24 protein-coding genes, 1 tRNA gene, 1 other RNA gene and 1 pseudogene are annotated in these 24500 nt (G+C 63.3%); 9 read left to right on the top strand and 18 right to left on the bottom strand.

What is annotated here, in order from left to right; translation table 11 throughout:
* Nucleotides 1-2 precede the first annotated feature (2 nt).
* From nuoK to tpiA, 14 genes are all read right to left on the bottom strand, one after another.
* The gene (nuoK, locus tag ACAM26_RS08080; RefSeq protein WP_062276709.1) at nt 3-308 is read right to left on the bottom strand and encodes an NADH-quinone oxidoreductase subunit NuoK; all 306 of its coding nucleotides are present in this window, start codon (nt 306-308) and stop codon (nt 3-5) included.
* Nucleotides 305-967, bottom strand: a complete 663-nt coding sequence (locus ACAM26_RS08075; RefSeq protein ID WP_123139824.1) for an NADH-quinone oxidoreductase subunit J — start codon at nt 965-967, stop codon at nt 305-307. Before ACAM26_RS08075 ends, nuoK begins: the two co-directional genes overlap by 4 nt.
* 47 nt (nt 968-1014) lie before the next feature.
* The gene (gene nuoI / locus ACAM26_RS08070) at nt 1015-1503 is read right to left on the bottom strand and encodes an NADH-quinone oxidoreductase subunit NuoI (protein WP_198015509.1); all 489 of its coding nucleotides are present in this window, start codon (nt 1501-1503) and stop codon (nt 1015-1017) included.
* Between the two features lie 19 nt (nt 1504-1522).
* Complete coding sequence (gene nuoH, locus ACAM26_RS08065) at nt 1523-2557, bottom strand: NADH-quinone oxidoreductase subunit NuoH (protein ID WP_123139825.1); 1035 nt, start codon at nt 2555-2557, stop codon at nt 1523-1525.
* A 7-nt stretch (nt 2558-2564) separates the two neighbouring features.
* Nucleotides 2565-4958 (bottom strand): NADH-quinone oxidoreductase subunit NuoG, encoded by a 2394-nt coding sequence (gene nuoG, locus ACAM26_RS08060; protein WP_369613408.1) that lies wholly within the window; start codon nt 4956-4958, stop codon nt 2565-2567.
* 181 nt (nt 4959-5139) lie between these two features.
* Complete coding sequence (gene nuoF, locus ACAM26_RS08055) at nt 5140-6423, bottom strand: NADH-quinone oxidoreductase subunit NuoF (protein ID WP_190287888.1); 1284 nt, start codon at nt 6421-6423, stop codon at nt 5140-5142.
* A gap of 4 nt (nt 6424-6427) precedes the next feature.
* On the bottom strand, nt 6428-6955 hold the full coding sequence (gene nuoE / locus ACAM26_RS08050; RefSeq protein WP_123139827.1) for an NAD(P)H-dependent oxidoreductase subunit E: 528 nt from the start codon (nt 6953-6955) through the stop codon (nt 6428-6430).
* Nucleotides 6955-8214 (bottom strand): NADH-quinone oxidoreductase subunit D, encoded by a 1260-nt coding sequence (locus tag ACAM26_RS08045; RefSeq protein ID WP_123139828.1) that lies wholly within the window; start codon nt 8212-8214, stop codon nt 6955-6957. The genes nuoE and ACAM26_RS08045 overlap by 1 nt, the downstream gene beginning before the upstream one ends.
* The gene (locus ACAM26_RS08040) at nt 8207-8917 is read right to left on the bottom strand and encodes an NADH-quinone oxidoreductase subunit C (protein ID WP_234526072.1); all 711 of its coding nucleotides are present in this window, start codon (nt 8915-8917) and stop codon (nt 8207-8209) included. Before ACAM26_RS08040 ends, ACAM26_RS08045 begins: the two co-directional genes overlap by 8 nt.
* A 17-nt stretch (nt 8918-8934) precedes the next feature.
* Nucleotides 8935-9411 carry an NADH-quinone oxidoreductase subunit B family protein gene (locus ACAM26_RS08035; protein ID WP_005220209.1) on the bottom strand — a complete coding sequence of 159 codons (477 nt, stop codon included), beginning with the start codon at nt 9409-9411 and terminating at the stop codon, nt 8935-8937.
* Nucleotides 9402-9758: an NADH-quinone oxidoreductase subunit A gene (locus ACAM26_RS08030; RefSeq protein WP_025275102.1), complete on the bottom strand. Its 357-nt coding sequence runs from the start codon at nt 9756-9758 to the stop codon at nt 9402-9404. Before ACAM26_RS08030 ends, ACAM26_RS08035 begins: the two co-directional genes overlap by 10 nt.
* A 175-nt stretch (nt 9759-9933) precedes the next feature.
* Nucleotides 9934-10018: transfer RNA gene (locus ACAM26_RS08025), tRNA-Leu, on the bottom strand.
* 8 nt (nt 10019-10026) lie between these two features.
* Nucleotides 10027-10515: a preprotein translocase subunit SecG gene (secG, locus tag ACAM26_RS08020; RefSeq protein ID WP_123139830.1), complete on the bottom strand. Its 489-nt coding sequence runs from the start codon at nt 10513-10515 to the stop codon at nt 10027-10029.
* A gap of 20 nt (nt 10516-10535) precedes the next feature.
* Nucleotides 10536-11300, bottom strand: coding sequence for a triose-phosphate isomerase (tpiA, locus tag ACAM26_RS08015; RefSeq protein ID WP_369613407.1), 765 nt, complete (start codon nt 11298-11300; stop codon nt 10536-10538).
* 149 nt (nt 11301-11449) lie between these two features.
* Here tpiA and smpB point away from each other — a divergent pair, with 149 nt between their 5' ends.
* Together smpB and ssrA are read left to right on the top strand one after the other, a co-directional pair.
* The gene (smpB, locus tag ACAM26_RS08010) at nt 11450-11929 is read left to right on the top strand and encodes an SsrA-binding protein SmpB (protein ID WP_005220205.1); all 480 of its coding nucleotides are present in this window, start codon (nt 11450-11452) and stop codon (nt 11927-11929) included.
* An 80-nt stretch (nt 11930-12009) separates the two neighbouring features.
* Nucleotides 12010-12366, top strand: a transfer-messenger RNA (tmRNA) gene (gene ssrA, locus ACAM26_RS08005).
* 418 nt (nt 12367-12784) lie between these two features.
* On the opposite strand, the gene ACAM26_RS08000 is transcribed toward ssrA, so the two are convergent.
* From ACAM26_RS08000 to ACAM26_RS07990, 3 genes and pseudogenes are all read right to left on the bottom strand, one after another.
* A complete protein-coding gene (locus ACAM26_RS08000; protein WP_369613406.1) occupies nt 12785-13201 on the bottom strand; it encodes a hypothetical protein in 417 nt (138 codons plus the stop codon).
* 2 nt (nt 13202-13203) lie between these two features.
* Nucleotides 13204-13359: a hypothetical protein gene (locus tag ACAM26_RS07995; RefSeq protein ID WP_369613405.1), complete on the bottom strand. Its 156-nt coding sequence runs from the start codon at nt 13357-13359 to the stop codon at nt 13204-13206.
* A gap of 61 nt (nt 13360-13420) precedes the next feature.
* A pseudogene (locus ACAM26_RS07990) lies at nt 13421-14529 on the bottom strand (IS3 family transposase).
* Between ACAM26_RS07990 and ACAM26_RS07985 the strand changes: the two are divergent.
* On the top strand, nt 14528-14842 hold the full coding sequence (locus tag ACAM26_RS07985) for a hypothetical protein (RefSeq protein WP_369613404.1): 315 nt from the start codon (nt 14528-14530) through the stop codon (nt 14840-14842). The pseudogene ACAM26_RS07990 and the gene ACAM26_RS07985 sit on opposite strands and share 2 nt — an antisense overlap.
* A gap of 36 nt (nt 14843-14878) precedes the next feature.
* Here the strand turns inward: ACAM26_RS07985 and ACAM26_RS07980 are convergent.
* A protein-coding gene (locus ACAM26_RS07980) for an IS3 family transposase (protein ID WP_369613403.1) occupies nt 14879-16053 on the bottom strand; the annotation gives its coding sequence in 2 pieces (ribosomal slippage) (nt 14879-15801 and nt 15801-16053; 1176 coding nt in all).
* Between the two features lie 15 nt (nt 16054-16068).
* On the opposite strand from ACAM26_RS07980, the gene ACAM26_RS07975 reads away from it, so the two are divergent.
* From ACAM26_RS07975 to ACAM26_RS07950, 6 genes are all read left to right on the top strand, one after another.
* On the top strand, nt 16069-16482 hold the full coding sequence (locus ACAM26_RS07975; RefSeq protein ID WP_369613402.1) for a gamma-glutamylcyclotransferase: 414 nt from the start codon (nt 16069-16071) through the stop codon (nt 16480-16482).
* 160 nt (nt 16483-16642) lie between these two features.
* Nucleotides 16643-16858: a helix-turn-helix domain-containing protein gene (locus ACAM26_RS07970; protein WP_029917984.1), complete on the top strand. Its 216-nt coding sequence runs from the start codon at nt 16643-16645 to the stop codon at nt 16856-16858.
* Between the two features lie 9 nt (nt 16859-16867).
* Nucleotides 16868-19000: an N-6 DNA methylase gene (locus ACAM26_RS07965; RefSeq protein WP_369613401.1), complete on the top strand. Its 2133-nt coding sequence runs from the start codon at nt 16868-16870 to the stop codon at nt 18998-19000.
* Complete coding sequence (locus ACAM26_RS07960) at nt 19000-20415, top strand: hypothetical protein (RefSeq protein WP_369613400.1); 1416 nt, start codon at nt 19000-19002, stop codon at nt 20413-20415. The genes ACAM26_RS07965 and ACAM26_RS07960 overlap by 1 nt, the downstream gene beginning before the upstream one ends.
* A complete protein-coding gene (locus ACAM26_RS07955; RefSeq protein WP_369613399.1) occupies nt 20402-23392 on the top strand; it encodes a type I restriction endonuclease subunit R in 2991 nt (996 codons plus the stop codon). The genes ACAM26_RS07960 and ACAM26_RS07955 overlap by 14 nt, the downstream gene beginning before the upstream one ends.
* On the top strand, nt 23382-24431 hold the full coding sequence (locus ACAM26_RS07950) for an HTH domain-containing protein (protein ID WP_369613398.1): 1050 nt from the start codon (nt 23382-23384) through the stop codon (nt 24429-24431). Before ACAM26_RS07955 ends, ACAM26_RS07950 begins: the two co-directional genes overlap by 11 nt.
* Nucleotides 24432-24500 lie beyond the last annotated feature (69 nt).

The following is a 24500-nucleotide window of genomic DNA, read 5'->3' as shown; positions in this document are numbered from 1 at the left end:
CCCTACCCTTTCAGGACGTCGAGATCCTGCACATTGATCGACCGTCGGTTACGGAACAGCACCACCAGGATGGCCAGTCCGATCGCCGCCTCGGCGGCCGCGACGGTGAGGATGAAGAAGACGAACACCTGTCCCGTGACATCCCCGAGGAAGTGCGAGAAGGCCACGAAGTTCATGTTCACCGCCAACAGCATCAGCTCGATGCACATCAGCAGCAGGATCAGGTTCTTGCGGTTCAGGAAGATCCCGGCCACCGAGATCGAGAACAGCAGACCACCGAGGATCAGATAGTCGGAGAGCGCGATCATGCGGACCCTTCCTCTTGCGATTGTGCAACACCCCGCGCGCCCTGCTCCTCGCGCAGCCCCGCCGTGGAGACCTGCGAGACCAGACGCACCCGGTCCGGCCCCTTGCGCACCTCGACCTGATGCTTGGGATCGACATACTTGGTATCGGGACGCTTGCGCAGGGTCAGACGAATGGCGGCGATGATGCCCACCAGCAGGATCACCGCGGCCAGCTCGAAGGGATAGACATAGGCGGTGTAGAGCAGCATCCCGACCTCCTCGATGTTGGAGGCCTCGGCCGGCGCCGCGGCCGGTGCCGGGAACTGCTCGGCACCGAAGTTGCCGGGCCCCACCACCAGCAGGATCTGCGCGGCCATCACCACCGCGATCACCGCGCCGAGCGGCAGATAGCGGATGAAGCCCGCGCGCAACGTCGCCAGGTCGATGTCGAGCATCATCAGCACGAACAGGAACAGCACCATCACCGCGCCGACATAGACCAGCACCAGCACCAGCCCGAGGAACTCGGCCTCGAGCAGCAGCCAGAGCGCGGCGCTGGAGAAGAAGGCGAGCACCAGATAGAGCACCGCGTGCACCGGATTGCGCCGCGTCACCACCATCCCCGCCGCCGCCAGGGTGATGGCGGCGAAGACGTAGAAGAGAAACTTTTCAAAGCCCATGGTTGATCCCTAGTCTCCTGGATGCGCGAGACGGCGCGTGATCCCGTTCATCGATAGGGCGCATCGGCCGCCCGCGCCGCGGCGATCTCGGACTCGTACTTGTCGCCGATCGCCAGCAGCTTGTCCTTGGTCATGATGTGCTCACCACGATTCTCGAAGTGATACTCGTAGACCCCGGTCTCGACGATCGAGTCGACCGGGCAGGACTCCTCGCAGAAGCCGCAATAGATGCACTTGAACAGATCGATGTCGTAGCGCGTGGTGCGCCGCGAGCCGTCCTCGCGCGGTTCGGCCTCGATGGTGATGGCCAGCGCCGGACAGACGGCCTCGCACAGCTTGCAGGCGATACAACGCTCCTCGCCGTTGGGATAGCGACGCAGCGCATGCAGCCCACGGAAGCGCGGCGAGATCGGCGCGCGCTCCTCCGGGTACTGGACCGTGAACTTGCGTTTGAACAGATAACCGCCGGTGACCCGCATCCCCCGGAACAGCTCGACCAGGAGCAGGCTCTGCACATACTCTCGCGCGTGTTTCAGCATCTTGCCTCCTCCACAATCACGCCGACCACCACGGCGGCAGCCGGTAGACCACCGCCAGCGCCACGACCAGGATCCACACGATCGTGATCGGGATGAACACCTTCCAGCCCAGGCGCATGATCTGGTCGTAGCGGTAGCGCGGGAAGGTCGCGCGCAGCCACAGGAACAGGAACATGAAGAAGCCGGTCTTCAACGCGAACCAGTGGAAGCCGTCGTCGAGCAGCGCCACCCCGTCGACCCAGGACTGCGGCAGCGGCGACAGCCAGCCGCCCATGAACAGCACCGCAGTCAGCGCCGAGATCAGGATCATGTTGGCGTACTCGGCGAGGAAGAAGACCGCAAAGGCCATCCCCGAGTACTCGACGTGGAAGCCGGCGACGATCTCCGACTCGCCCTCGGCGACGTCGAAGGGCGCGCGGTTGGTCTCGGCCACGCCCGAGATCAGATAGACCCCGAACAACGGCAGCAGCGGCAGCCAGTACCAGGTGAACAGGTTACCCGCCTGGGCCTCGACGATGGCGCCGAGATTGAGGCTACCGGCGGCCACCAGCACCCCGACCAGGGCAAAGCCCATGGCGATCTCGTAGGCGACGATCTGCGCCGCCGAGCGCATCGCGCCGAGCAGCGCGTACTTGGAGTTGGAGGCCCAGCCGGCGATGATCACGCCGTAGACCCCGAGCGAGGTCAGCGCCAGCACATAGAGCAGCCCGGCGTTGATGTCCGAGAGCACCAGCCCGGCGTCGAAGGGGATCACCGCCCAGGCGGCCATCGCCGGGCCGATGGTGATCACCGGGGCCATCAGGAAGAGCGCCTTGTCGGCCTTGGAGGGGATCACCACCTCCTTGAGCAACAGCTTCAGCGCATCGGCGATCGGCTGCAGCAGGCCGCGCCAACCGACCCGGTTGGGGCCGATGCGGACCTGGATATAGCCGATCACCTTGCGCTCGGCATAGGTGTAATAGGCCACCAGCAGCAGCAGCGGGACCAGGATGGCGGTGATCTTGAGCAGGATCTGGATCACCACCGGGAGGCTGTTCCACAGTTCGATCATAGTCGCATCATCCTCTCTGGGCGCCGGCGGCGGTGATCTCGATCGGGCCGATCTGCGCGCCGAGCCGCTCGCTGCCCGCGACCGCGGCCGGCACCCAGGCACACCCGGGGGCGAGCCGTGCATCGAGCCGCACCTCGCAGTCGAGCGTCCGGCCGCCCTGGGTCAGGGTCGCCTCGGCGCCCTCCTCCAGCCCCAGCGCGGCGGCCCGCTCCGGGTGCAGATAGAGCGCGAGGTCGGCGCGCGGCATGGCGGTGCGCTGCAGCGCCGGGGCGCGTCGCACCAGGGCGTCGAGCGCATAGATCGGCACCCCGCCGACCCGCGCCAGGGCATCCGCAGGCAGGCGCTGCTCGAGCGTATCGAGCGGTGCGCGCGCGGCATTGTCGTGGACGATCTCGCCACAGTGTGCGGCAAGCTCCTCGCGGACCCCGGCCGCGCTGACATAGTCGAAGCCGCGCAGGTCGAGCAGGTTGCCGAGCACCCGCAGCACCTTCCAGCCCGGGCGTGCCTCGCCCGGGGGCGCCACCGCGCCCTGGAACGACTGCCAGACGCCACTGGCGTTGACGAAGGTGCCGGAGGTCTCGGCGAAGGCGCCGATCGGCAGCAGCACGTCGGCGACCGCCTCCAGCGACGGCGAGCGGAAGGCCGAGCAGGCGACGACGAACTCGGCCTGCTCGCAGACGGCCATCGCCCGCGCCGGGTCGACCAGATCGCGATCGGGCTCGACGCCCCACAGCACCAGGGTGCGCGGCGCCTCGGCGAGCATCGCATCGAGCGCACGCCCGGGCCGCTCCAGCGCGACGCCACCGGGGCCGACCTGGGGCAAGGCGCCGGCGAGATGGGCGCCGACGCTGTTGGCCGCCGCCGGCAGCCAGCCGAGCGCGCAACCGCTGGCCGTGGCGATGGTCTCGGCCAGGGCGCGGATCAGCGCGTAATCGGGATGGGCGACGGCGAGCGCGCCGAGCGCGACCAGACCGCCCTGCCCGGCCTCACCGGCGCGCAGCAGCTCGGCGAGCGCGCGCTGCGCCTCGTCGGGCTCGGCGGCGGCGATCAGCGCCGCGCCCGCGCCCTCTGGAGCGCAGTCGAGCGCCTTGGCGATCGCCGCCAGCGCCGCGGGCAAGGCCGCCGGATCGACCACCAGCTGGGTGGCGGCGTGATTGAGTTCGAGTTCGAGCGGATTGACGCAACCGACCCCGGCGCCGGCGAGCGCGGCCTTGCGGATGCGATGGGCGAGCAGCGGCTGCTCCTGGCGCAGGTCGCTGCCGATCACCAGGATCGCACGCCGGGTCTCGAGCTCGGCGATGGTGCAGCCGAGCCAGGGGCGCAGCGGCGCCACCGCGTCGTCGCGGAAGTCCTGCTGACGCAGTCGGCTGTCGATGTCGGCGACGCCGAGTCCACGCGCCACCCGCTGCGCGAGATAGAGCTCCTCGAGGGTGGCGTTGGGCGCCAGCCACCAACCGCTGGTGGCCGGATCGGCGGCCTTGAGCCGCTCGGCCACCAGGGTCATCGCCTCGCCCCAGGCCACCGCCTGCCAGGCGCCGTCGCGCTTGATCATCGGCTGGGTGAGCCGATCGGCGGCATGCAGGCCCTCGTAGCTGAAGCGGTCGCGGTCGGCGATCCAGGTCTCGTTGACCGTCTCGTTGTCGTTGGGGTGGACCCGCAGCACCTGGTCGCGACGCACGTGCAGGCGCAGGTTGGCGCCGACCCCGTCGTGCGGGGAGATGCTGTCGCGACCGGTCAGCTCCCAGGCGCGGGCCTGGAAGCGATAGGGCTTGGAGGTCAGGGCACCGACCGGACAGAGGTCGATGACATTGCCCGAGAGTTCGTGCTCCACGGCGACGGCGGTGAAGGTGCCGATGCGCATCGTCTCGCCGCGCCCGGTGGCGCCAAGCTCGCGCACCCCGGCGATCTCGGCGCCGAAGCGCACGCAGCGGGTGCAGTGGATGCAGCGGGTCATCTCGGTGGCGATCAGCGGGCCGAGGTCCTCGTCCTCGACCACCCGCTTGCGCTCGCTGTAGCGCGACACGTCACCGCCGTAGCCCATGGCCACGTCCTGCAGCTCGCACTCGCCGCCCTGATCGCAGATCGGACAGTCGAGCGGGTGATTGATCAGCAGGAACTCCATCGTGCCCTCCTGGGCATCGATGGCCTTGGGCGAGCGCGTCTGCACCTTCATCCCGTCACTGACCGGGGTCGCACAGGCCGGCACCGGCTTGGGGAAGGGACGACCGCCGGCCTCGGCCTCGACCAGACACATCCGACAGTTCGCCGCAATGGACAGCTTCTTGTGATAGCAGAAGCGGGGAATGGTAATGCCCTCACGGTCGGCGACCGCGATGATCATCTCCCCCGGCGCTGCCTCACAGGCACGGCCGTCGATCTCGATGGTGATCTTGTCCGTCATTAAGGTCTCTCGATCGGCACCAGTGACGCGGCCTCCAGAGGGCCGCATTGAGACGCCCGAGGTGCACTCGCTACGGGGCGCCAGGATGTCCGCCGCGGCGGACACCGTCTGCTCATGGATTCACGGTCGGCGGCGACACGGGCCGCCGGCCGACAGAGGATGGCTCGAAGGACGCGGCCGCTCAGGCGACCATGCTGCGTCCGTGTTCGATCCGGTACGCGAACTCGTGCCGGTAGTGCTTGAGGAAGCTCTGCACCGGCATCGCCGCGGCATCGCCGAGGGCGCAGATGGTGCGCCCGCCGATCCGTCCGGCCACGCTCTCGAGCAGCTCCAGGTCCTCGGCGCGCCCCTGACCGTCGAGGATGCGCTTGAGCACCCGCGCCAGCCAGCCGGTGCCCTCGCGGCACGGGGTGCACTGACCGCAGGACTCGTGCATGTAGAAGTGCGAGAGGTTGTGCAGCACGCGCACCATGCAGGTGCCCTCGGCGATCACGATCACCGCGCCAGAGCCGAGCATGGAGCCGGCCTTGGCGATGGAGTCGTAGTCCATGTCGGTCTGCATCATGATCTCGCCCGGCACCACCGGGACCGAGGAGCCGCCGGGGATCACCGCCTTGAGCGGGCGATCGTCGAGCACCCCGCCGGCCATCTCCAGGAGATCGCGGAAGGGGGTACCGAGCGGCACCTCGAAGTTGTTCGGGCGGTTGACGTGGCCACTGACCGAGAACAGCTTGGGACCACCGTTGTTGGGCCGTCCCTGCTCGAGGAACCACTGCCCGCCACGCTCCAGGATCACCGGCACCGAGGCCAGCGATTCGGTGTTGTTGATGGTGGTCGGACAACCGTAGAGACCCTGCTGGGCGGGGAACGGCGGCTTGTAGCGCGGCTGTCCCTTCTTGCCCTCGATCGACTCGAGCAGCGCGGTCTCCTCGCCACAGATGTAGGCGCCGGCGCCGCAATGGACATAGAGATCGAAGTCGACCCCGGAGCCGAGCAGGTCGCGCCCCAGCAGCCCGGCCTCATAGGCCTCGCCGAGCGCCTCCTCGAAGCGCGCGATCGGTTCGTAGAACTCGCCGCGGATGTAGTTGTAACCGACGGTGGCGCCGATGCAGTAGCCGGCGATGGCCATGCCCTCGATCACCTGGTGCGGGTTGTAGCGCAGGATGTCGCGGTCCTTGCAGGTGCCCGGCTCGCCCTCGTCGGAGTTGCAGACGATGTACTTCTGCCCCGGCGCGGTGCGCGGCATGAAGCTCCACTTCAGCCCGGTGGGGAAGCCCGCGCCACCGCGTCCGCGCAGGTTGGAGCGCTTGACCTCCTCGATCAGGTCATTGGGATCCGGGCGCTCGCGGAGGATGCGCTCCCACTGGACATAGCCGCCGACGCTGCGATAGGCCTCGAGGCTGTGCCGCGTCGCGGCCTCGAGGTGCATGGTGCGAAAGCATACGGTGTTCTGGTTCTCGACCATGGTCTCACTCCAGCCCGTCGATGAGTTCGTCGAGCGCCTCCGGCGAGAGGTTCTCGTGGTAGGTCTTGTCGACCAGCACCGCCGGCGCATGGCGGCAGGCCCCGAGACATTCGACTTCCTTGAGGGTGAAGCGACCATCGGCGGTGGTCTCGCCCGGCCCCACCCCGTACTTCTCACCGACGTGCTCGATCAGCGTCTCGGAGCCGCGCAACATGCAGGAGACGCTGTTGCAGACACAGACCTTGTGCCGTCCCTGGGGTTCGAGGTCGTACATGCCGTAGAAGGTGGCGACCTCGTAGACGGCGACCTCGGGCATGTCGAGATAGGCCGCCAGGTCGTCCATCAGCTCGCGGGTGAGCCAGCCACCGTTGGCGTCCTGCAGCAGGGTCAGTGCGGGCATCACCGCCGACTGCTGCCAGTCCTCGGGGTAGCGGGTCAGCAAGGCATCGATCGCCTCGCGCAGCTCTGCGGTGAACAGGGTCGACTTGTCGCGATCGTGCGCGACGGTGAGCGGTGTGGTACGAAAACTCATCAGCGATCGATCTCCCCGAAGACGATATCCAGCGTCCCGATGATGGCCACCACGTCGGCGATCATGTGACCGCGCGACATCTCGTCGAGGGCGGCCAGATGGGGGAAGCCGGGGGCGCGGATCTTCAGCCGGTAGGGCTTGTTGGCGCCGTCGGAGACGATGTAGCAGCCGAACTCGCCCTTGGGCGCCTCGACCGCGGCATAGACCTCGCCGGGCGGGGTGCAATAGCCCTCGCTGAAGAGCTTGAAGTGATGGATCAGGGCTTCCATGTCCGCCTTCATCCGCTCGCGCGAGGGCGCGATCACCTTGGCATCGTCGATGCGCACCGGACCGGGGTTGACGCGCAGCCAGTCGATGCACTGACGGATGATGCGGTTGGACTGGCGCATCTCCTCCATGCGCACCAGATAGCGATCGTAGCAGTCGCCGTTGATGCCGATCGGGATGTCGAAGTCGACCTTGTCGTAGGCGGCATAGGGCTGCTTCTTGCGCAGGTCCCAGGCGATCCCCGAGCCACGCAGCATCGGCCCGGTGAAACCGAGGGCCTGGGCGCGCTCGGGCGAGACCACGCCGATGCCGACGGTACGCTGCTTCCAGATGCGGTTGTCGGTGAGCAGGGTCTCGTACTCGTCGACGTGCTTGGGGAAGCGCTCGGTGAAGTCCTCGAGGAAGTCGAGCAGCGAGCCCTGGCGATTGGCGTTGCGCCGGGCCATCTCCTTGGCGCCGTGCCACTTGGAGCCGGCCTTGTCGAACTGCGGCATGCGCTCGGGGAGGTCGCGGTTGACCCCGCCCGGACGATAGTAGGTCGCGTGCATGCGCGCGCCGCTGACCGCCTCGTAGCAATCGAACAGGTCCTCGCGCTCGCGGAAGCAGTAGAGGAACACGCTCATCGCGCCGATATCGAGCGCATGCGCGGCCAACCACATCAGGTGGTTGAGGATGCGCGTGATCTCGTCGTACATGGTGCGGATGTACTGCGCGCGCTCCGGCACCTCGACCCCGAGCAGCTGCTCGATGGCGCGCACGTAGCCGTGCTCGTTGCACATCATCGAGACATAGTCGAGCCGGTCCATGTAACCGATGCTCTGGTTGTAGGGCTTGCTCTCGGCGAGCTTCTCGGTGGCGCGATGCAGCAGTCCGACGTGCGGATCGGCGCGCTGGATGACCTCACCGTCGAGTTCGAGCACCAGACGCAGCACGCCGTGGGCCGAGGGGTGCTGGGGACCGAAGTTGATGGTGTAGTTGCGAATCTCAGGCATCACCTGGCTCCTGGCTGGGATCGGACCCGGCGGGTGCCTCGCCACGGATCACGCGCGGCACCAGCACCCGCGGCTCGATCGAGACCGGCTCGTAGACCACACGGGCCTGCTCGGGGTCGTAGCGCATCTCGACCTGGCCGATCAGCGGGAAGTCCTTGCGGAAGGGATGCCCGACGAAGCCGTAGTCGGTGAGGATGCGACGCAGGTCGGGGTGACCGCGGAAGAGGATGCCGTAGAGGTCGAAGGCCTCGCGCTCGAACCAGTTGGCCGCCGGCCAGAGATCGACCACCGAGTCGACCATCGGCTGGGCGCCACCGGTATGGACCCGCAACCGCAACCGGCGGTTGTAGGCCAGCGAGAGCAGGTGGTAGGCCACCGCGAAGCGCTTGGGGTCGTCGAGTTCGAGTTCGGGATCGCGATCGACGCCGCGCCCGAAGCCGGTGAAGGAGGCCGTCTCGGTCTCCCACTCGGATTCGCCGTAGGCGGCGTAATCGACGCCGCAGACGTCGATCAGCTGCTCGAAGCGCAACGCCTCGTGGTCGCGCAGGGTCAGGCACACGTCGAGCAGACGCTCGGCGGGTACCACCAGGGTCAGCTCACCAAACTGCTCCAGCAGCTCACAGCCGTGTTCCGCGAACTGCTCGCGAAGAGTAGCGGCGAGCGCATCCAGCCTGGCGTTGCGGGTCAGGTGCTCTGTAGACATGGATTATGGAGACTGCTTCAGCGGGCGATGGTGTTCGTTCGGCGGATCTTGTTCTGCAGCTGCAGAATGCCGTAGAGCAGCGCCTCGGCGGTCGGCGGACAGCCGGGCACGTAGACATCCACCGGCACGATGCGATCGCAGCCGCGCACGACGGAATAGGCGTAATGATAGTAACCGCCACCATTGGCGCAGGAGCCCATGGAGATCACCCAGCGCGGCTCGGCCATCTGATCGTAGACCTTGCGCAACGCCGGGGCCATCTTGTTGACCAGGGTGCCGGCGACGATCATCACATCGGATTGACGTGGACTCGGGCGGAAGATGATGCCGAAGCGGTCAAGGTCGTAACGCGCGGCGCCGGCGTGCATCATCTCGATCGCGCAGCAGGCCAGACCGAAGGTCATCGGCCACATCGAGCCGGTGCGCGCCCAGTTGATCAGCTTGTCGGCCGTCGTGGTGACGATGCCTTCTTCAAGAACCCCTTCTATTCCCATTCCAGTGCGCCCTTCTTCCACTCGTAGATGAAGCCGACCACCAGGATGCCGAGGAAGATCGCCATCGACCAGAAGGCGAACACCCCAAGGTCATCCAGTACGACCGCCCAGGGAAAGAGGAAGGCGATCTCCAGATCGAACAAGATAAAGAGGATTGCGACCAAGTAGTAACGGACGTCGAACTTCAGACGTGCGTTCTCGAAGGCCTCGAAGCCGCACTCGTAGGGGGAGTCCTTTTCCTGATCCGGTCGGCGCGGTCCCAACAGGTACCCGAGCCCGAGCGACCCGACACCCACCAGGATCCCCACGAGGATAAAGATCAGGATGGGCAAATAGTTCTCGAGCACCTTGACCCCCGTGTTTCATGGTTTGCTTATAAAGCCGGAAGATTGAGTCTAGTGCAGCGTCAACGACAGTGTCAACCCGGCGCTCAATCAAAAATATTAGGATTTTCAATCCCTTAGAATATCGATCCCGGCATAAAAAAACGGCATACCAGATACTGGTATGCCGTTTGCTGTTTGGTGCCGACGGCCAGACTCGAACTGGCACGGCTTTCGCCACTACCCCCTCAAGATAGCGTGTCTACCAATTTCACCACGTCGGCAATAAATTTTATTCGCTGTTACCGGTCTCGACAGATGCGTCATCTGCCTGCCCGTCAGCGTGTCCCACTACATTAGCAGAATTTTCGTCGTTGTCAACAGAAATTTCTGCTGCAGGCGCAGCGGGGATGTCGGAAGCGCCCGGAGCGGCGCTGTCACCGGCGTCCACGCCAGGGACCGAGGGCACGTCGGACGGCACCAGGGTTTCCGGCGCGGCCTCGATCAGCACGGCATCATCCATGTCTTCCATGAAGCCTTCCGGCTCGCTGACTTGGGTCGCGAAATAGGCCAGCGCCATGCTGGTCAGGAAGAACAGTGTCGCGAGGATCGCGGTCGCTCGCGTCAGGAAGGAACCTGACCCCTGCGAACCGAAGACGGTCTGCGATGCACCGCTTCCGAAAGCGGCTCCAGCGTCAGCGCCCTTGCCGTGCTGAATGAGGACCAAGCCTATCAGGCCCAACGACAGGAAGACCTGGACAATTGTCAAAATGGTTTGCATGCCTGACTCGTTACCCTGGGCTAACCTGCCGCGGCCTCTGCGGCGCGACAGATCGCGAGAAAATCATCAACGTCCAGCGACGCGCCGCCGATCAGTCCACCGTCGATATCCGGCTGCGCCAGCAGCTCGGCTGCGTTACCGGGCTTCATGCTGCCACCGTAGAGAATCCGCAGCTTCTGCGCAATACGCTGATCCGAGGCAGCAATTCTTGCGCGCACGAAGGCGTGGACCTGCTGCGCCTGTTCGGGAGTCGCGGTCTTGCCGGTACCGATCGCCCAGACCGGCTCGTAAGCGATGTCGAGCGCAGCGAAGACCTCGATGCCGGCAACCTGGAGCACGCCATCGAGTTGTGCGGCGATGACCGCCTCGGTCTCGCCGCGCTCGCGCTGCTCCAGCGTCTCGCCGATGCAGAGGATGGGACGCATCCCGCTGGCGATGACCGATTGCAGCTTGCGCGCAATCAGGGCGTCTGATTCGGCGTGATACTCACGGCGCTCGGAGTGCCCACAGATCACGTAGCGACAGTCGAACTCGGCCAGCATCGCTGCCGCGACCTCGCCGGTATAGGCACCAGCGGACTCGGCGCTGACGTCCTGGGCGCCGAGACGCACCACGCCATCGGCGAGTTCGGCCTCACCGAGCGCCAGATAGGGGAAAGGGGGACAGACCGTGACCTCGACCCCTTGGAGCGAGGCGGCTCCCGCTGATACACCGCCGAACAGCAGCTGCGCGTCGCGCTTGCTGCCGTTCATCTTCCAGTTCCCTGCAATCAGTGGCGCTCGCATGGCAAAGACTCCGTCCTGATCGAGCCGGGTAATCTACCCGCTTAGCCTATCCCTTGCAAGCCAAAGGGCGTGGATGTGCGTATCATGGGGGCTGGACAGGCGCTCGCCTCCCGTACCGCCCTACCTCGACTATCGATTACACTCGCGACATGGCTAAAGGAAAGAAGAACAAGACCGACGGCGGCTCGACCATCGCGCTCAACAAGAAGGCGAGCCACGACTACTTCATCGAGCAACGCCTGGAGGCGGGCTTGGCACTCGAGGGCTGGGAGGTCAAGAGCCTGCGCGCCGGGCGCATCCAGCTCAAGGAGAGCTACGTCAAGATCCTCCATGGCGAGGGCTACCTGATCGGCGCCCACATCTCGCCGCTGCAGACCGCCTCCACCCACATCAACCCCGACCCCACGCGATCGCGCAAGCTGCTGCTCAAGCGCCACGAACTCAACCGCCTGATCGGCCAGACCGAGCGCGCCGGCTTCACCCTGGTGCCCACGGCCATGTACTGGAAGCGCGGTCGCGCCAAGCTCGAGATCGGCCTCGGCAAGGGCAAGAAGCAACACGACAAGCGCACCACCGAGAAGGATCGTGACTGGCAGCGCGAGAAGGAGCGGCTGTTCAAGGGCAACTGAGCCGCTGCGATCCGTACCCCGCCCCGGCACACCGCACTTGCCGGGGAACCCCGGCTCTTCTATAGTGTCCTTTCACTTAAGGGGGCGACTGGCTTCGACGTGGGTCGCGAAACCTAAGGTGCATGCCGAGGTGCGGTTGACCTCGTAAAACCCTCCGCAAACTTATAGTTGCCAACGACGACAACTACGCTCTCGCTGCTTAATCCCAGCGGGCCTCTGACCGTCACTTGCCTGTGGGCGGCGGATTCCAGGGGTAACCTCACACAGGATCGTGGTGACGGGAGTCCGGACCTGATCCACTAAAACCTAACGGAATCGCCGACTGATCGCCCTGCCCTTCGGGCGGCAGAAGGCTAAAAACAATAGAGTGGGCTAAGCATGTAGGACCGAGGGCAGAGGGCTTGCGGACGCGGGTTCGATTCCCGCCGCCTCCACCATTTACAAAAGAAAAACCCGTCTCCCTGGGGTCATTCTCCGGGGTGACGGGTTTTCTTTTTACCCTTGTTTTTAAAGGGTTTGCTCCCTTTTCACATCTTTCCAAAGCACCTCTCAGCACCCTCGATTCTCCCCATCTTCCAGCCTTTCTTTCTCTGTTTGGCCCCTGATTCTCTGTTTTCTCCGGACCAAGTCCGAAGCTCGTCCGGAAAGCTACATCCTTGATTGATATGGGTTTGCGGCTGATTGCCATTTTGGGCGGTTGTCTTATGTCATCGTTTGATGCCGCAACCGGACGTTTTTTCGAAATCGCCCGCCTCGGCCATGAAAAGAAGCGCGGTCAACTCCAGCTTTCTGCCCCCTAAAGAAGAAAAGCCGACGCTGATGGTCGGCTCTCTGGGGCGGTCTCCGGTCCGGTCGTCAGTCGGTGGCAAAGCCGAACTGGCGGCGCTGCTCGGCCCAGTCCTCCGGGAAGGTCTGCGTCAGTTTGGCCAGCGAGAGCCCGTTGGGTTCCTCACCGTTGATCAGGGCTTCGACGATGTCGGGGGCCAGAGTCGTCAACTTGAGAATGCGGGCCACATACGAGCCATCGACGTCGAGGGTACGGGCAAGCTCGCTGATGGACTTGATCTGGCCGGATTCGAGGATGTCGGCCCAGGAAAAGGCCCTTCCCAGCGCCTGAAGGACGGCGGACTGCACCGGTTCCTGCGCTCCGGTGATTTCTCCATCCAGGGCCTGGGGAGCGATGACCGTCTTGCGGCCGCGCATGCGCCGGATCAGCATCGGGATATGGATCTGCAGGTTGCCGTTGTAGGCAACGGTAATGGTCGGCTTCATTTTCATCGGTTTGTCCTCCGTTCGGTGACTTCGCATGCCAGACCGGCCAGCTCGGCGATGAGCGTTGTCAGCCCGTTGGTGCGCAGCTCCATGTCGATTCCGGTCTCGCGGATCTCGACCTTGTCCACCAGGAGGCGGATAAGCCGGTTTCGTTCCACTGGGAAAAGGTCCTCCCAGAAGCCCTCGACATTCTGGAAGGCCTCCTGTCAACTCCCCTTTTTAGGTCCATCCATAAATAGACACTGCGGCATGTCCGCGGCGGTTAAGAAACTCGATTGGTGAAAGATCGCCGAGCGATTCGTGCGGTCGGCACAGGTTGTATTCGTCGAGCCAGTCGTCTGCCTGTTGGCGAACCTCCTCGAGGGTGCTGAAGAGCTAGGCATCGAGGACCTCGCGGCGGAAGCTGCCGTTGAAGCGTTCGATGAAGCCGTTCTGAGTCGGTTTCCCGGGGCTGATGAAGTCGAGGGCGATGCCACGTTCGGCGACCCAACGTTTGAAGGCGGTGCTGGTGAACTCCGGTCCGTTGTCGAGACGCAGACGCTCGGGGCGCCCCCGGACACTGATGACCTGTTCGAGCACGCGGATGACGCGCGCCGAGGTCAGCGAGTCGTCGACCTCGATACGCAGCGCCTCGCGGTTGTAGTCGTCGATGAGGTTGAAGGTGCGATAGCTCATGCCGCTTCTCAGCGCATCGCTCATGAAATCGGCCGACCATTGCAGGTTGGGACGGATCGGTTGCACCAGCGGTTGCGGCGGGCGGAGCGCACGGAGCCGCTTGCGCCGACGCCGCAGATTGAGCTTGAGCGCGCAATACACCCGCCAGACCCGCTTGTGGTTCCAGGGATGTCCGGCGCGGCGCAGCCGCACATAGCGCTTGCGGAACCCGGCGGATGGATGGCGCTCGGCCAGCGCGCTCAGCGCCTTGATCAGCGGCCCGTCGTCACGCGGGCGTGCGTGATCATCGAGCACCGAACGGCTCAGCCCGAGCAGTCGACAGACGCGCCGCTTGCTCACACCCTCAGCCATGGACTCACCCGCCAGGGCGCGCCGCGCCCTGGCGCTCAGAGCTTTTTTTCGACGATCTCCTTCAGGATCTTGTGATCCAGGCTCAGATCCGCGTACATGTGCTTGAGCCGGCGATTCTCCTCCTCCAGCGCGCGCAGCCGCTTCAGGTCCGAAGCCTCCATCCCCCCGTACTTCGAGCGCCATTGATAGAAGGTCGCCGCGCTGACCCCCAGCTCCCGGCACACGTCCTTGACGGCTACGCCAGACTCAGCACGACGCAGTACGTCAACGATCTGCTGCTCGCTGTACTTGCTCTTGCGCATGTGGGCTCTCCTCTGCTCGGCCACCATCATGCCCTCGGTCTCTACTTTTCGCTGGACCTATTTTTGGGGAAGGGGACACAAGGGCAACAAGCCGCTCTGCCTGCGCATCCACCGCCAGCACCGGGTGGTGCTCTACGCCTCGGACGACGCCTTCATCGACTTTGCCGTGGACAACGAGAAGGGCTGGCGCGAGCTGGAGGTGCCTCCCATGACCATGCTCACCATCCGCCACGAGGATGTGCGGGCCATCGAAAACAGCGAATTCCGCTTCATACCCCAGGAGCGCAAAGGGACACTGCCCGAAGGAGTGTGAGGTTCCCCTGTTTTTTCGTCCCCCAAGGGGTTGGTCTCATGCGACCGTCTGGTCGCGGCGCTGTCTCGCCTCCCACTGTTGCATGAACTCGACGGGTGAACGGTAGCCGAGTGTCGAGTGCAGTCGCTTGCGGTTGTAGAAGACCTCGATGTACTCGAAGGCCGTGGCGCGCATTGCCTCGCGGGTCGGGAAGCGCTCGCCGAAGACGCGCTCGTGCTTGAAGCTGTTGAACCAGCTCTCGGTTGGGGCGTTGTCCCAGCAGTTGCCGCGCCGGCTCATCGAGCAACGCATGGCGTAGCGACGCAGGCGTTGTTGGAAGGCGTGGCTGGCGTACTGGCTGCCCCGGTCGGAGTGGTGCAGCAGCCCTGGTGGCGGTCGGCGCCGGGCATGGGCCATGTCGAGGGCGCTGATGACCAGCTCGGCGTCCATGCGGGCGCGCATCGACCAGCCGACGACCTCGCGGTTGAACAGGTCGAGGACGACGGCCAGATAGAGCCAGCCCTCATCGGTCCAGAGGTAGGTGATATCGGCGCTCCATACCTGATTCGGGGCGCTGGGCCGGAAGTCCCGGGCGAGCAGATTCTCGGCGACGGGAAGACGGTGGCTCGAGTCGGTCGTGACGCGATAGCGACGTCGATGACGGCCGCGCAGGCCGTGCGCACGCATCAGCCGCTCCACACGCGCCTTACTCGCGCTCAGGCCGCGGGCGCGCAACGCTCGCACTATCCGCGGACTGCCGTAGGCGCCACCGGTCTCGGCGTGGATGGCCTGCAGCAGCAGCGTCAGCTGCGCGTCACTCAGCCCCTGGCGCTGGCTGCCGCGCTGCCAGGCCCGATAGCCGCTGGCACTGACGCCCAGCAGCGCGCACAGCCGACGCAGGCCGTGCGCGCCGCGATGCGCATCGATCCAGGCGTACTTCACAGCGCATCCTTCGCGAAGTACGCCGTCGCTTTTCGCAGGATCGTGTTCTCCTCGCGAAGCTCGGCAACCTCGGCGCGCAACCGCGATAGCTCCATCTCCTCGGGCGTCACCGCCTTGCCCGCGCTCGACTCCAGCTTCCCCGCCTCGCTGCGCCGCACCCAGTTGCGCACCGTCTGCTCCACCAGGCCCATCTCGCGCGCCACCGAGGCGATACTGCGCCCCGACTGCACCCGCTTGACCGCCTGCTCCTTGAACTCCAGCGTGTATACCCGCTTCGGGATCTTCTGCATCGTGCTCTCCAAGGTTTGATCGTCAGTCTACGTCAATCCTTGGGGGACGAAATTCGGGGGGAAACTCACTACCATCTTCACGCCGGGTTTCCGGCGCTTGAGGTTCCGGAAGGTTTGATCCTGGCCCGGGGCAGCGCCGATCCACTGGCCGACGCCCGCAGGCAGCAGGAGATCGGCACGCCGCGCTTCGGCCGCCCGACCGGTGACTGGGATCTGATCCACGGAGAGCTGGCGACCTTCACCGACCCGCAGCGCGACCTGCCGCCCATCGACCGGCTGGAAGGTTTCCGGCCCGGCGGGCACAGCATGTACCAGCGGGTGATGGTGGCGGTGCTGTCCGGACGCACCTCGATTTCAGCCTGGACCTACTGGATGCCGCGCATCGACACCGGGAGCAGGCTCGGAACAGGCGTCTGGCATCGAGCGTGATAGAAAATAATCGGCTCAAATCGGCAAAGATCGTTTGACATAGCACGGAGTGCCTTTGTATATTGATGGAGTTTTTTAACCTGGGAGAGGTGCATCCAGTCTCTCCCGTTTCGCCTCTGGCGGACGTGGCAAACAACCAAAACGCCCGTGGAGCAAGAGAATGAACGAGATGGAAGACCGCTGGTTATCAATAACCGAGATCTGCAAGTACCTCGGGGTCAGCAACGACACCGTTTACAAATGGATCGACAAGCATGGCATGCCCGCCCACCGCATGGGTCGTCTTTGGAAGTTCAAGAAAGATGAAGTGGACGAGTGGGTCAAGGCTGGCGGCGCGGCCGAGCCTGTAGAAACCGACAAGAAGCGCAAGGAGTAACGACGGGCCATGAACCATGTGATCCATAACAGCATCGTGAATTTTATCTGGGGCATTGCCGACGACGTGTTGCGCGATGTCTACGTGCGCGGCAAGTACCGCGACGTGATCCTGCCGATGACGGTCATCCGCCGCCTCGACGCGCTGTTGGAACCGAGCAAGGAAAAGGTGCTTGGCATGAAGAAGCAGCTCGACGGGGCTGGGATCGCCAACCAGCACGCTGCCCTTTGTCAGGCCTCCGGCGAGGCCTTTTACAATGTCTCGCCCTTTACGTTGCGCGACCTGAAGAACCGTGCCAAGCAACAGCAACTCAAGGCCGATTTCGAAGCCTACCTGGACGGCTTTTCGCCCAACGTCCAGGAGATCCTCGACAAGTTCAAGTTCCGCAACCAGATCCCCACGTTGATCGAGGCGGACATCCTCGGCCACCTGATCGAGAAGTTCCTCGACGGCCGCATCAACCTCAGTCCCAAACCGGTGCAGGACGTGGACGGCAACGAGATCCTTCCAGCGCTCGACAACCATTCGATGGGCACCATCTTCGAGGAGCTGATCCGCCGCTTCAATGAAGAGAACAACGAAGAGGCCGGAGAACACTTCACCCCTCGCGACGTGGTCAAGCTCATGGCCGACCTGATCTTTCTGCCGGTGGCCGACGACATCGAATCGGGCACTTACCTCGTCTATGACGGAGCCTGCGGCACCGGCGGCATGCTGACCGTGGCGGAGGAGCGCCTGACCGAACTGGCCGAAAGCCACGGCAAGGATGTCTCCATCCACCTGTTCGGCCAGGAGGTACAGCCGGAAACCTACGCCATCTCCAAGGCCGACCTGCTCCTCAAAGGCGAAGGGGCCGAGGCCGAGAACATGAAGTACGGCTCCACCCTCTCCAGCGATGCCTTCCCGTCGCAGGAATTCGACTTCATGCTCTCCAATCCGCCCTACGGCAAGAGCTGGAAGACCGACCTGGAGCGCCTGGGCGGCAAGGGTGATATCAAGGACCCGCGCTTTGTCACCCAGCACGGCGGCGACCCGGAATACAAGATGATCACCCGCTCCTCGGACGGGCAGCTCATGTTTCTGGTCAACAAGCTCTCCAAGATGAAGCACACCACCCGCCTCGGCAGCCGCATCGCCGAGGTTCACAACGGCTCATCGCTCTTCACCGGCGACGCCGGTCAGGGTGAGAGCAACATCCGCCGCTGGATTATCGAAAACGACTGGCTGGAGGCCATCATCGCCCTGCCGGAGAACATGTTCTACAACACCGGCATCGCCACCTACATCTGGGTACTGACCAACCGCAAGAGCGAGGAACGCAAGGGCAAGGTTCAACTCATCGACGCTACCGAATGGTATGTGCCGCTGCGCCGCAACCTCGGCAAGAAGAACTGCGAATACTCCGAGGAACACATCCGCGCCATCTGCGACCTGGTGGTCAATCCGGTAGAGACCGAGAAATCCAAGATCTTCCCCAACGAGGCCTTCGGCTACTGGAAGGTGACAGTGGACCGCCCGCTGCGCCTCGCCGTTGACTTGAGCCCGGCCCGGCTGGAACGGTTTGTGAGAACCTGCGCCAAGGCCAAGGAAGAGCCGCTGGCCAACCTGGCCAGTCGCGTGGCCGAGACCCTCGGAGCCGGTCCGCACCTGGATTTCAACGCCTTCATGGACGCCTGCGACACCGATGCCGACAAACACGGCGTCAAGCTCACCGCCAAGCGCAAGAAGCTGCTGCAAAGCGAGCTCTGCGACACCGGCGAGGACGCCGCGCCGGTGCTGAAGAAAATTTACAAACCCGGCAAGGCCACACCCGATCCCATCCACGGCCTGTTCGAGGCCGAGGTGAACGGCAAGACCTGCGTGGTCGAATACGAGCCGGATACCGCCCTGCGCGACAGCGAGCAGGTGCCGCTGCTGGAAGAAGGTGGCATCGAGGCATTCTTCCGGCGCGAGGTGCTGCCCTACACCCCGGATGCCTGGATCGACCCGGGCAAGACGCTGGTGGGCTACGAGATCTCCTTCACCCGCCATTTCTACAGGCCCGCGCCCATGCGCACGCTGGATGAGATCAAAGCCGACATCTACGCCCTGGAGCAGGAAACCGAGGGATTGCTGGAACAGATTGTCGGGGAGGCTGAGTGATGAAGCTGGCCCCTTATCCAGATTACAAGGACGCAGGAGTGAGCTGGGTCGGGAGCATTCCCGCGCATTGGCCTGAGAAGCGGGCAAAGTATTACTTCAAAGAGGTTGATGAGCGCTCCCAGACAGGCGACGAAGAGATGCTCTCGGTGTCGCACATCACGGGAGTGACACCCCGCAGCCAGAAGAACGTGACCATGTTCAAGGCCGAGTCGAATGTCGGCCAGAAGCGCTGCCAACCTGGCGATCTGGTCATCAATACGATGTGGGCCTGGATGTCTGCATTGGGTGTCTCGAACCACGACGGAATCGTGAGTCCCGCCTATGGCGTTTACCGGCCAAGAAGCAGCCATGCCTACGATAACTATTTTCTCGATCACCTGTTGCGGATTGAAGGATATCGCTCGGAATACATTTGCCGGTCAACGGGTATTCGCTCTTCCCGGCTTAGGCTCTATCCCGATAAATTTCTGAGCATGCCGGTGGTCTGCCCTCCGCAGGAAGAGCAGCAAACCATCGCACGATTCCTGAAGGCGCAAGACCGCTTGTTCCGCAAATTCATCCGCAACAAGCGGCGGCTCATCGAACTGCTCAAGGAGCAGAAGCAGAACGTCATCAACCAGGCCGTGACCCGGGGGCTCGATCCCAAGGTCAAACTCAAGCCCAGCGGTGTGGAATGGATCGGGGATATTCCGGAGCACTGGGATGCCACGAAGCTCAAACGCGTGGTCAGCTTCAATCCATCGAAATCTGAGACACGAGCGAATCCGGCGGATGAAGAAAAGGTTGTCTTTCTTCCCATGGAGAACATCTCCGTCAATGGGGATATCGACTGCTCCGAAAAACGCACGCTGTCCGAAGTCTGGAATGGCTTTACCTATTTCCGACGCGGGGATGTGGTTGTCGCGAAAATTACTCCCTGTTTTGAAAACGGCAAGGGAGCTTACCTCAAAGGGCTTGAATCTGATTTCGGCTTTGGCACTACAGAGCTGATCGTTCTTCGCCCTTCAAAGGCCATCGACGGCGCTTTTCTTCGGTTCCTCACATCGACCAAACAATTCCTGTTGTTGGGCGAGCAATACATGACCGGTGCGGCTGGCCAGCAGCGGATTCCATCGGATTTTGTGAAAAATTATCCAATCGGTCTGCCACCAATTGATGAGCAACTGGAAATTCTTGAACACATCCAGGGAAAGTCGGCCGAGATCGACCAGGCCATTTCCCGCGCCCAACGCGAGATCGAGCTGATGCGCGAATATCGCACCCGGCTGATTTCCGATGTGGTCACCGGCCAGGTGGATGTGCGCGGCATCGAAGTGCCGGAGGTCGCCGAGGACGAACTGCTGGCGCTGGATGAGGACACGGCCGAATCCGATGACGTGATCGATGACGAGGGGGACATGGATGAAACCGACTGACACCAGCGAAAAGGGCCTGGAATCGATCATCGTCGCCTCCCTTGTTGAAGAGGCCGGATACGTCCAGGGCGACCCGCAGGACTACGACCGGGAACACGCCGTCGACCTGGCCAAGCTGCTGCAATTTCTCGCCGCCACCCAGCCCGATACCTATGAGGCTCTCGGCATCGACGAGGAAGGCCCCAAGCGCACCCAGTTCCTGCACCGCCTTCAGGGCGAGATCGCCAAGCGCGGCGTGGTAGACGTGCTGCGCGGCGGCATCAAGCACGGCCCGGCCCATGTGGACCTTTTCTACGGCACGCCGACCCCGGGTAACGTGAAGGCGGCCGAACGGTTCGCGGCCAACATCTTCAGCGTCACCCGCCAGCTCCGCTACAGCCGCAACGAGACCGCGCTCTCCCTCGACATGGCCGTGTTCATCAACGGCCTGCCCATCGCCACCTTCGAACTCAAGAACAAACTCACCAAGCAGACGGTGCTCGATGCCGTGCAGCAATATCAGCGCGACCGCGACCCGAAGGAGCTGCTGTTCCAGTTCGGCCGCTGCGCTGTCCACTTCGCCGTGGATGATCACGAGGTGCGTTTCTGCACCCACCTCAAGGGGAAAGGCTCGTGGTTTCTGCCCTTCAACAAGGGCTACAACGATGGCGCTGGCAATCCGCCCAACCCGGCCGGGCTTGCCACCGACTATCTGTGGAAGGAGTCCCTCTCCAAGGCGGGCCTGACCGACATTCTGGAAAACTACGCACAGGTGGTGGAGGAAAAGGACGAGAAGACCGGTAAAAAGAGGTACAAGCAGATCTTCCCCCGCTACCACCAGTTGAAGGTGGTGCGCATGCTGCTGGCCAATGCCGCCGGGAGCGGCGTCGGCAGGCGCTACCTGATCCAGCACTCGGCGGGCAGCGGCAAGAGCAACTCCATTGCCTGGCTGGCGCACCAGCTCGTTGGGCTTGAGCACGAGAGTAAGGCGTTGTTCGATTCGGTGATTGTGGTCACCGACCGGCGCGTGCTCGACAAGCAGATCCGCGACACCATCAAGCAGTTTGCCCAGGTTTCCGCCACCGTCGGCCATGCCGAACATTCCGGCGACCTGCGCCGCTTCCTCAAGGCAGGTAAGAAAATCATCATCACCACCGTGCAGAAGTTCCCGTTCATCCTCGATGAGATCGGCGACGAACACCGCAAGAGCAAGTTCGCCATCATCATCGACGAGGCCCATTCCAGCCAGGGCGGCAAGACCACTGCCGCGATGAACATGGCCGTTGCGGAGAAGCCGGGTGAATACAGGGCGGAATGGGACGAACTGGATACCGAGGACAAGATCAACAAGATCATGGAAGGCCGGAAGATGGTGACCAACGCCAGCTACTTCGCCTTCACCGCGACCCCCAAGAACAAGACCCTGGAGATCTTCGGCGAGCCGGACCCGCAGCCGGACGGCACCGTAAAGCACCATCCGTTCCACAGCTATACGATGAAGCAGGCCATCCAGGAGGGCTTCATCCTCGATGTGCTGAAGAACTACACCCCGGTGGAGAGCTACTACCGTCTGGCCAAAACGGTGGAGGACGACCCGCTCTTCGACGCCAAGAAGGCCCAGAAAAAGCTGCGCCGCTATGTGGAGTCGCACGAGCACGCCATCCGCGAGAAGGCCGAGATCATGGTGGACCACTTCCACGCCCAGGTGATCGGCCACCGCAAGATCGGCGGCCAGGCCCGGGCCATGGTCATTACCAACGGCATCGTGCGGGCCATCCAGTATTTCCACGCCTTCAAGGATTACCTCAAGGAGCGCAAGAGCCCTTACGAGCCCATCGTGGCTTTTTCCGGGGAGCACGAGTACGGCGGCAAAAAGGTCACTGAGGCGACCCTGAACGGCTTTCCCAGCAGTCAGATCCCGGACAAGGTTCAGCAGGACCCGTACCGTTTCCTGATCGTCGCCGACAAGTATCAGACCGGCTACGACGAACCACTGCTGCACACCATGTACGTGGACAAGGCGCTTTCCAGCATCAAGGCGGTGCAGACTCTCTCGCGGCTCAATCGCGCCCATCCGCAGAAGCACGACACTTTTGTGCTCGATTTCTACAATGACTCGGAGACCATCCAGAAGTCGTTCGAGCCCTATTACCGGACCACCATCCTCAGCGACGAGACCGACCCCAACAAGCTCCACGATCTGAAGTCTGAGCTGGACGGCTACCAGGTCTATTCGCAGGTGCAAATCGACGACCTGGTGGGGCTCTACCTGAACGGCTCGGATCGCGACAAGCTCGACCCGATCCTGGATGCCTGCGTGGCCACCTACAACGCCGATCTCGATGAAGACGGCCAGGTGGACTTCAAGGGCAAGGCCAAGGCTTTCGTCCGCACCTACGGCTTTCTGTCCTCGATTCTGGCGTACTCGAATGCCGACTGGGAAAAGCTGTCGATCTTTCTGAATGTCCTGATCCCGAAACTCCCCGCGCCCAAGGAAGAGGACCTGTCCCGGGGCATCCTGGAGGCCATCGACATGGACAGCTACCGTGTCGAGGTGAAAACCAGCCTGAAGATTGGCCTTCCGGATCAGGATGCCGAAATCGGACCGGTGCCGACCAGCGGCGGCGGCCGCAAACCGGAACCTGAGCTGGACCAACTGAGCAACATCATCAAGGCGTTCAACGACCAGTTCGGCAACATCGAGTGGAAGGACGGCGACAAGATCCGCAAGGTCATCGCCGAGGAGATCCCGGCCAAGGTGGCGGCGGACGCGGCCTACCAGAACGCCATGAAGAACAACGACAAGAAGACCGCCCGGATCGAGCACGACGCCGCGCTGCAGCGGGTCATGATCGACCTTTTGTCCGACCACACCGAGCTGTTCAAGCAGTTCAGCGACAACCCGTCATTCAAGAAATGGCTGGGGGATACCATCTTCGGCGTGACCTACCAGCAACAGGCCAATAAATCTGCAACGGGGGCGAGCCATGGACGTTAAGACAGCCGCCATTCAGGTTTTACAGCAGGCCGGAACGGAACTGCACGCCAAGGATATCGCCGAGCAGATCATGGCTGCCGGTCTCTGGCAGTCCGAAGGAAAGACCCCAGACGCCACCGTCAGCGCCCGGCTCTACTCCGACATCAAGAACAACGGAGACCAGTCACCCTTTGTAAAGGTCGGTCCTCAGACCTTCGCGCTTCGGGATTCCGCTGAAATACCGAGCGGCGCTGGGCCGGTTCCTGCGGCCGTCCAAGAGGCTCCAAAACCTTCTCCTGCAAGCGTGGGTTTCTCCTTCACAGATTGCGCTCAGAAGGTGCTTGAGGAGTTCGGTGGCAAGAAGCCGATGCACTACAAGGAGATCACCGAGAAGGCCCTGGCGAAAGGATGGTTGGTGACAGGCGGCAAAACGCCCGAAGCCACCATGTACGCCCAGGTGATCACCGAGATCAAGCGCCAGCAAAAACGTGGTGAGCGCCCTCGCTTCGTTCAGCACGGCCGTGGGTATGTGGGCCTCAGCCAATGGATGGGGCGCGGACTGGCGTTCCAGATCGAGCAGCACAACCACCAGGTTCGAAAGGCCCTGCGCGAGCGCTTGCTGGCCATGAAGCCCGGCGAGTTTGAGGAGCTCATTTCGCAGTTGCTGGCGGAGATGGGCTTCGAGATGGTCGAGGTGACCAAGCTCAGCGGTGACGGCGGCATCGATGTCCGGGGCACCCTGGTGGTGGGCGATGTGGTCCGCATCAAGATGGCCGCCCAGGTCAAGAAATGGAAGCTCAAGAACAACATCCAGGCCCCGGTGGTACAGCAGGTACGCGGCAGCCTCGGAGCGCACGAGCAAGGTCTGATCATCACCACCAGCGATTTCAGCCCAGGAGCCGTTAAGGAGGCCGCCCAGGCAGACAAGACCCCCATCGCGCTGATGAACGGGGAACAGCTTGTGATGCTGTTGATGGAACATGGCATCGGCGTCCATCGCTCCACACCGGATCTGTTCGAGATTGATGAGGATTTTGCTCTGGGAGGGAACGTGAAATAAAGGCTGCGAAAGGTTCTCAAAAATACGATCACAGCTCGAAATACGAGGCGCAAAAATAAAAGGTGAGAG

Origin of the sequence: Marichromatium sp. PS1, from assembly GCF_041155115.1 — a bacterium.
In the GTDB taxonomy this organism is placed as follows: Bacteria; Pseudomonadota; Gammaproteobacteria; order Chromatiales; family Chromatiaceae; genus Marichromatium; species Marichromatium gracile.
This window is presented reverse-complemented; position numbering and strand designations above follow the sequence as displayed.

What these genes read in the sequence shown, in the direction of transcription:
- nuoK (WP_062276709.1), bottom strand. Translation starts at nt 308, where the DNA reads ATGATCGCGCTCTCCGACTATCTGATCCTCGGTGGTCTGCTGTTCTCG.
- ACAM26_RS08075 (WP_123139824.1), bottom strand. Translation starts at nt 967, where the DNA reads ATGGGCTTTGAAAAGTTTCTCTTCTACGTCTTCGCCGCCATCACCCTG.
- nuoH (WP_123139825.1), bottom strand. Translation starts at nt 2,557, where the DNA reads ATGATCGAACTGTGGAACAGCCTCCCGGTGGTGATCCAGATCCTGCTC.
- nuoG (WP_369613408.1), bottom strand. Translation starts at nt 4,958, where the DNA reads ATGACGGACAAGATCACCATCGAGATCGACGGCCGTGCCTGTGAGGCA.
- nuoF (WP_190287888.1), bottom strand. Translation starts at nt 6,423, where the DNA reads ATGGTCGAGAACCAGAACACCGTATGCTTTCGCACCATGCACCTCGAG.
- nuoE (WP_123139827.1), bottom strand. Translation starts at nt 6,955, where the DNA reads ATGAGTTTTCGTACCACACCGCTCACCGTCGCGCACGATCGCGACAAG.
- ACAM26_RS08045 (WP_123139828.1), bottom strand. Translation starts at nt 8,214, where the DNA reads ATGCCTGAGATTCGCAACTACACCATCAACTTCGGTCCCCAGCACCCC.
- ACAM26_RS08040 (WP_234526072.1), bottom strand. Translation starts at nt 8,917, where the DNA reads ATGTCTACAGAGCACCTGACCCGCAACGCCAGGCTGGATGCGCTCGCC.
- ACAM26_RS08035 (WP_005220209.1), bottom strand. Translation starts at nt 9,411, where the DNA reads ATGGGAATAGAAGGGGTTCTTGAAGAAGGCATCGTCACCACGACGGCC.
- secG (WP_123139830.1), bottom strand. Translation starts at nt 10,515, where the DNA reads ATGCAAACCATTTTGACAATTGTCCAGGTCTTCCTGTCGTTGGGCCTG.
- tpiA (WP_369613407.1), bottom strand. Translation starts at nt 11,300, where the DNA reads ATGCGAGCGCCACTGATTGCAGGGAACTGGAAGATGAACGGCAGCAAG.
- smpB (WP_005220205.1), top strand. Translation starts at nt 11,450, where the DNA reads ATGGCTAAAGGAAAGAAGAACAAGACCGACGGCGGCTCGACCATCGCG.
- ACAM26_RS08000 (WP_369613406.1), bottom strand. Translation starts at nt 13,201, where the DNA reads ATGAAGCCGACCATTACCGTTGCCTACAACGGCAACCTGCAGATCCAT.
- ACAM26_RS07985 (WP_369613404.1), top strand. Translation starts at nt 14,528, where the DNA reads ATGTGGGCTCTCCTCTGCTCGGCCACCATCATGCCCTCGGTCTCTACT.
- ACAM26_RS07970 (WP_029917984.1), top strand. Translation starts at nt 16,643, where the DNA reads ATGAACGAGATGGAAGACCGCTGGTTATCAATAACCGAGATCTGCAAG.
- ACAM26_RS07965 (WP_369613401.1), top strand. Translation starts at nt 16,868, where the DNA reads ATGAACCATGTGATCCATAACAGCATCGTGAATTTTATCTGGGGCATT.
- ACAM26_RS07960 (WP_369613400.1), top strand. Translation starts at nt 19,000, where the DNA reads ATGAAGCTGGCCCCTTATCCAGATTACAAGGACGCAGGAGTGAGCTGG.
- ACAM26_RS07955 (WP_369613399.1), top strand. Translation starts at nt 20,402, where the DNA reads ATGAAACCGACTGACACCAGCGAAAAGGGCCTGGAATCGATCATCGTC.
- ACAM26_RS07950 (WP_369613398.1), top strand. Translation starts at nt 23,382, where the DNA reads ATGGACGTTAAGACAGCCGCCATTCAGGTTTTACAGCAGGCCGGAACG.